Source organism: Bacillus cereus group sp. BfR-BA-01355 (genome assembly GCF_022663675.1).
GTDB lineage: Bacteria > Bacillota > Bacilli > Bacillales > Bacillaceae_G > Bacillus_A > Bacillus_A thuringiensis_S.
Map to the genome: position 1 here is coordinate 1 of NZ_JAKUFY010000181.1, position 5989 is coordinate 5989.

The following is a 5989-nucleotide window of genomic DNA, read 5'->3' on the forward strand; positions in this document are numbered from 1 at the left end:
TAATCCAGTTCCAGTGGCTAGAATGTTCGGTGGCTTCGCTTCTTCCTACGAGGTAAAGAGCGCCTCTACGTCTGAAGCTCCATCCCCCTCCTGTTCTAAACGAGCCACCTGCACTTTTTAAAGTAATTCAAATACTCCCGCTGCTCCCATTCCGCCGCCGATACACATTGTTACGATACCGAATTGTTCGTTGCGGCGTTTCATTTCGTGAATAAGAGATAGTGTTAGTTTTGCTCCTGTACAGCCAAGTGGATGTCCAAGTGCGATTGCACCACCGTTTACGTTTACTTTTTCTTCATCTAAACCAAGTTCACGAATAACTTGAATTGATTGAGAAGCGAATGCTTCATTTAGTTCGAATAAGCCAATATCAGATAGCTCTAAGCCAGCTAGTTTTAATGCTTTTGGAATTGCAGCGATTGGGCCGATTCCCATTACTTCTGGTGGTACGCCAGCTACTGCAAATGAACGGAATTTCGCAAGCGGCTTCATGCCATCGCTCACTGCTTTTTCACGATCCATTAATAGTACAGATGCTGCACCGTCACTCATTTGTGAAGAGTTACCAGCTGTTACAGAACCGCGAACGTTAAATGCTGGACGTAATTTACCTAAAATGTCTAGCGACGTTTCTGCTCTCACACCTTCGTCTTGTGCGAAAATGATTGTTTCTTCTTGCAGTTTATTGTTTGATCCAACAGTACGTAACGTCACATCTACAGATACTGTTTCATCAGCGAAGTTACCTGCCGCTAATGCTTTCGCAGCGCGTTGATGACTTCTTACTGCAAATGCATCTTGCTCTTCACGAGAAATTCCATATTTCACAGCAACTTGCTCTGCTGTATGTCCCATACCCATATAATATTCTGGAGCTGCTTCTACAAGGCGACTATTCGGACGAACAACGTGTCCCATCATTGGAACTAAACTCATTGATTCTGCCCCGCCTGATAATACAGCTTCCGAGTGACCAAGCATAATACGCTCTGCTCCGTAAGCGATACTTTGTAAACCTGAAGAACAGTAGCGGTTAATCGTAATAGCTGGAACATCGTAAGAAAGTCCTGCTAATCCGCCGATATTACGAGCCATATTTAAACCTTGCTCTGCTTCTGGCATCGCACAACCGAAAATTAAATCATCGATTGGTCCTTCATAATTCGCACGCTTTAACGTTTCCTTTACTACTAATGCCCCTAGATCGTCAGGACGAACTGTTTTTAATGAACCCCTCTTTGCTTTTCCAATTGGTGTTCTTGCTCCCGCAACAATGACAGCTTCTCTCATGAACGATATCTCCCCTCGTTATTAGTTACGTAATGGCTTTCCTTTTACAAGCATGTGCTGCATTCTTGCTTGTGATTTCATCTCACTTACTAAGCTAATAAATGCTTCACGTTCTACATCTAATAAATACTGCTCATCAACTTCTGTTCCGTACGGCACTTTTCCGCCCGCGATGACATATGCAAGTTTCTTCGCAATGTGAAGATCATGTTCAGAAATGTAACCTGATAAATGCATTGCTTCTGCACCAAGTACAAGAGTTGCATATCCTGTTTCACCAACAACTGGTATCTTTTTACGAATCGGCGCTTTATAGCCAGCTTCATATAAAGCAAGTGCTTTTTGTTTCGCATCATATAGTAAGTGATCACCATTCACACTAATACCGTCTTTATCGCCTAAGAAGTTGTTCGATACAGCTTCTTGTGCTGATGTAGAAACTTTCGCCATCGCTACAGATTCGAACACTTTATTCGCAACTTTTTGCAGGTCAAACTCTACACCGTTTGGCATTTTATTTAAGTGTTTAATGTATAGCTCTTTATTACCGCCTCCGCCAGGAATTAAACCAACACCAACTTCTACTAAGCCCATATACGTTTCACTAGAAGCTTGAATGCTAGCTGCTGGTAAGCAAACTTCTGTACCTCCGCCAAGCGTCATACCATATGGTGCTGCTACAACTGGCTTAGAAGAGTACTTAATTTTCGTCATTGCATCTTGGAAGTTTTTCACAACCAACTCAATTTCAAAGTAATTGTCGTCTTGTGCTTCCATTAAGATCATTGCTAGGTTCGCACCAACGCAGAAGTTCTTCGATTGGTTACCGATAACAAGACCTTTATAATTCTTTTCTACTTCATCAACAGCGTAGTTAATCATTTGCGTAATATCCATACCAATTGCATTGCTCTTCGAATGGAATTCTAAGCAAAGGATACCGTCACCTAAATCAATTAAGCTCGCTCCGCTATTTTTCTTTAATACGCCATTTTTCGCTTTTAATTGCTTAAGAGAAATTGCCTTTTTATTACGTTCGATTCGCTTATATTCGCCATTATCGTAATAGTAGCTATCTCCGTTATCATGTTTGTAGAAAGTAGTGAAACCTTTCTCTAACATTTCTTTCACCCAAGTAGGAACAACTACGCCGTTTTCTTCCATCTTTTGAACAGATTTTTCAACACCAATTGCATCCCACACTTCAAATGGCCCTTGCTCCCAGCCGAAGCCCCACTTCATCGCTTGGTCAATTGCAACGATATCGTCAGCAATCTCTTTATGAAGTTTTGCAGAGTATAAAAGAGTTGGTGTAATGATGTTCCATAACAACTCTCCTGCACGGTCTTTCGCGTATACAAGCGCTTTCAATTTATTCGCTAATCCTTTTTCTTGTTTACTTAACTCTACGGATGCAGCTTTTAATTTTTTACGCGCTTCGTATTCCATCGTTTCAGGATTTAATTCTAAAATTTCTTTTCCTTGTTTTAAGAAGAAGCCTTGACCCGTTTTACTTCCAAGCCATTTTTTCTCAAGCATGTCATGCATGAAAGCTGGTACTTTAAATACATCACGCTCTTCTTCTTGTACGTTTTCATATACGTTATTTGCAACGTGTACGAATGTATCTAAACCGACAACATCTAATGTACGGAACGTCGCGCTCTTCGGACGACCAATAAGTGGGCCTGTTACAGAATCAACTTCCCCAATGCTATAGCCGCGTTTTATCATCTCTTGAAGAGTTACTAATAAACCGTACGTACCGATGCGGTTTCCAATAAAGTTTGGTGTGTCTTTTGCGATAACAACGCCTTTTCCAAGAACGTCTTCGCCAAATAGTTTCATGAAGCTTAATACTTGTGGATCTGTTTCTTTCGTCGGTATTACCTCTAGAAGTTTTAAATATCGTGGTGGGTTAAAAAAGTGTGTGCCTAAGAAGTGTTTCTGGAAGTCGTCTGAACGACCTTCTGCCATTTTTTCAACTGAGATGCCTGACGTATTCGAGCTTACAATAGAACCCGGTTTACGAACAGCGTCTACTTTTTCAAATAATTTCTTTTTAATATCTAAGTTTTCAACTACTACTTCAATAATCCAATCTACATCAGCTAGACGCTCAAGATCATCTTCTAAGTTACCTGCTTCAATCAGTGCTAAATTTCCTTTCACTGTCAGAGGAGCTGGTTTTTGCTTTAATAATTTTTGCACAGCCGTATTACTAAAACGATTTCTCACACTTTTATGTTCTAATGTAAGTCCCTTCGCTTCCTCTTCTTTTGTTAGCGCAGGTGGTACAATATCAAGCAATAATGTCGGAATACCAATATTAGCTAAGTGTGCCGCAATCCCTGAACCCATTACGCCTGAACCTAGAACAGCAGCCTTTTTAATTTGGAACATCCAATTCTCCCCCTATTCTTGAATGAATGCTCATTCAATTTTTCGACATAAGTCGCAATCAATGAGTGAGCCTCTACTAATAAATATATGATACTGTTTAAATTTTCGCAATATATTTATTGATAAAATTTTCTGAAATAAATATTTTTCTTTCATTTGGCTATGCTATACATGTGTATTTTCTTTGTTTAAATGCACTTTTCCTTTTTATAATCTGACGAAACTGGAGGAATATATATGGCAAAACTTAAGAAGAACCCTTCTAAGGCTGGAATTAGTGCAGCTAGTGTAACTGGAAATGCAGGTCCGCATAATCACGGTGTTGAAAAAGGACGCCAAGGTAATAATCAACAATATAAGAAGCATAATATGGGCGAAAAATAACGCTATATTTTTGGGCAGAGAACGTGGCATAATGATTAATGGCTGCTTTTTCTGCCCAATTTATTTGTACATATGGAAAACAAAAGAGGGAACGATGATGAAACGAACAATAGTTATGATTGTAATGATTGCTACACTATTTACAGGGATGATTTTCTTCTCTTATGCACAGAGGCAACAAGCTGTAAGAGCTGATCAACCTAAGATTACTGGGCAATATGGCGTTACAATCGATGCAGACACAGGTGAAATTTTGTATGGGAAACGCGAAGACGAACGTTCTTATCCGGCTAGTATAGCCAAAATGATGACAACCCTTCTTTTACTAGAGAATGTAAAAGAAGATGAAGAAATTACAGTTACAGAAAACGCAATTAAAACAGAAAGTCAAAGTAAGAAAATTAAACTTCGTGCTGGGGAAAAATTAAAGCGTGATGAGGCATTAAAACTTATGCTTATCATTAGTGCAGATCCAATAGCTGAATCAATTGCAGAACATATCGCAGGATCAAAAAATGAATTTGTGAAGATGATGAATGCTAGAGCGAAGGAACTTGGTACAAAGCATGCGACTTTCAAGAATGCAAGTGGTGCTGATGCAATTGGGAATAAAGTATCACCATATGACATTGCTATTATTACGAAAGAAGCATTAAAGTATCCAGTTGTTTTAGAATATATGAATTCAACACGTACAACTCTACATACTTCAGAACGCTCTCCAAACATCGCAAACTATGGACGAGAAGAACTATATGACGATCCATATGCGATTGGAAGTAAAAGTGGTCTATCAGCACTTGGCAAATATACAGTCGTAACAGTCGATGAAAAAGACGGTAAACGCGTCATTAACGTCGTATTATCTTCTACTCGCGCGCAACTATATCCTGATACGAAGAAAATGGCACATTATGCATTTCAGCAATTAAAATAACCAAGGAGTATTTTCTCCTTGGTTATTTTTTAACCATACCTTTTAATACGAACGCAACGTTTGCTGGACGCTCTGCTAGACGACGCATGAAGTAGCCATACCAGTCGTTTCCATAAGGTACGTAAACACGCATTTTGTAACCTTCTTTTACTAGCTCAAGTTGACGCTCATTACGAATTCCATATAACATTTGGAATTCAAATTGATCCCTTGGAATGTTGTGTTCTTCAGCAAGTTTTTTTGTATATTCAATAATCGCTTCATCATGTGAAGCAATTGCAGTATAATTTCCATTTAATAAGTGCATTTTAATAATTTTTTTATAATTGTCATCTACATCTTTCTTATCCGGGAACGCCACTTCTTCAGGTTCTTTATAAGCACCTTTTACAAGACGTAAATTAGGATTATAAGCATTTAAATCTTCAATATCTTTTTCTGTACGATATAGGTAAGCTTGAATAACAGTACCAATATTATCGTATTCAGATTTTAATTGTTTAAAGATATCAATTGTTTTACCACAGCGTGTATAGTCTTCCATATCAATGGTAACGAACACACCATTTTCTTTTGCAGCTTCTAAAATACGGCGCATATTGTTCATTACGATTTCATCAGAGATATCTAATCCCATAGAAGTCATCTTTAAAGAAAGCTGCGAATCAAGACCTTCTCTTCCAATTGCACGGATCGCTTCAATCGATTGGTTAGCCATTTCATTTGCTTCCGCTTCATTATCAACGAATTCACCTAAATAATCGATTGTTACACAAAGACCTTGCTTATTTAATGCCTGAATGGCAGCTGTCGCTAATTCAATCGTCTCCCCTGCGACGAAGCGACCTGCACCAAAGCGTAAACCGTACTTTTTAGCCAGTTTTGTTAGCGCTTTATTTTTAGATAAGAAAAGAAACGAATTTCGCATTAATTGTTCCATGTAATTCACCCCTATGACTGTAATTTATCTGTTTT

At 38.7% G+C, this 5989-nt stretch carries 5 protein-coding genes; 2 read left to right on the plus strand and 3 right to left on the minus strand.

Features of this window, described 5'->3' with window-relative positions:
- Window positions 1–117: 117 nt before the first annotated feature.
- Window positions 118–1290 carry an acetyl-CoA C-acetyltransferase gene (locus MR167_RS29870; protein ID WP_001206339.1) on the minus strand — a complete coding sequence of 391 codons (1173 nt, stop codon included), beginning with the start codon at window positions 1288–1290 and terminating at the stop codon, window positions 118–120.
- Between the two features lie 21 nt (window positions 1291–1311).
- Window positions 1312–3693 carry a 3-hydroxyacyl-CoA dehydrogenase/enoyl-CoA hydratase family protein gene (locus MR167_RS29875; RefSeq protein WP_000486371.1) on the minus strand — a complete coding sequence of 794 codons (2382 nt, stop codon included), beginning with the start codon at window positions 3691–3693 and terminating at the stop codon, window positions 1312–1314.
- 237 nt (window positions 3694–3930) lie between these two features.
- Here MR167_RS29875 and MR167_RS29880 point away from each other — a divergent pair, with 237 nt between their 5' ends.
- Window positions 3931–4077 carry a YuzL family protein gene (locus MR167_RS29880; protein ID WP_001096344.1) on the plus strand — a complete coding sequence of 49 codons (147 nt, stop codon included), beginning with the start codon at window positions 3931–3933 and terminating at the stop codon, window positions 4075–4077.
- Window positions 4078–4174: 97 nt separating this feature from the next.
- Complete coding sequence (locus MR167_RS29885; protein ID WP_000831456.1) at window positions 4175–5014, plus strand: D-alanyl-D-alanine carboxypeptidase family protein; 840 nt, start codon at window positions 4175–4177, stop codon at window positions 5012–5014.
- Between the two features lie 22 nt (window positions 5015–5036).
- Here the strand turns inward: MR167_RS29885 and MR167_RS29890 are convergent, their stop codons facing one another.
- The gene (locus MR167_RS29890) at window positions 5037–5954 is read right to left on the minus strand and encodes a proline dehydrogenase family protein (protein WP_000436780.1); all 918 of its coding nucleotides are present in this window, start codon (window positions 5952–5954) and stop codon (window positions 5037–5039) included.
- Window positions 5955–5989: the final 35 nt, after the last annotated feature.

Bases quoted from the DNA above. Each gene is read 5' to 3' on its own strand.
- MR167_RS29870 (WP_001206339.1), bottom strand. From the start codon at position 1,290: ATGAGAGAAGCTGTCATTGTTGCGGGAGCAAGAACACCAATTGGAAAA.
- MR167_RS29875 (WP_000486371.1), bottom strand. From the start codon at position 3,693: ATGTTCCAAATTAAAAAGGCTGCTGTTCTAGGTTCAGGCGTAATGGGT.
- MR167_RS29880 (WP_001096344.1), top strand. From the start codon at position 3,931: ATGGCAAAACTTAAGAAGAACCCTTCTAAGGCTGGAATTAGTGCAGCT.
- MR167_RS29885 (WP_000831456.1), top strand. From the start codon at position 4,175: ATGAAACGAACAATAGTTATGATTGTAATGATTGCTACACTATTTACA.
- MR167_RS29890 (WP_000436780.1), bottom strand. From the start codon at position 5,954: ATGGAACAATTAATGCGAAATTCGTTTCTTTTCTTATCTAAAAATAAA.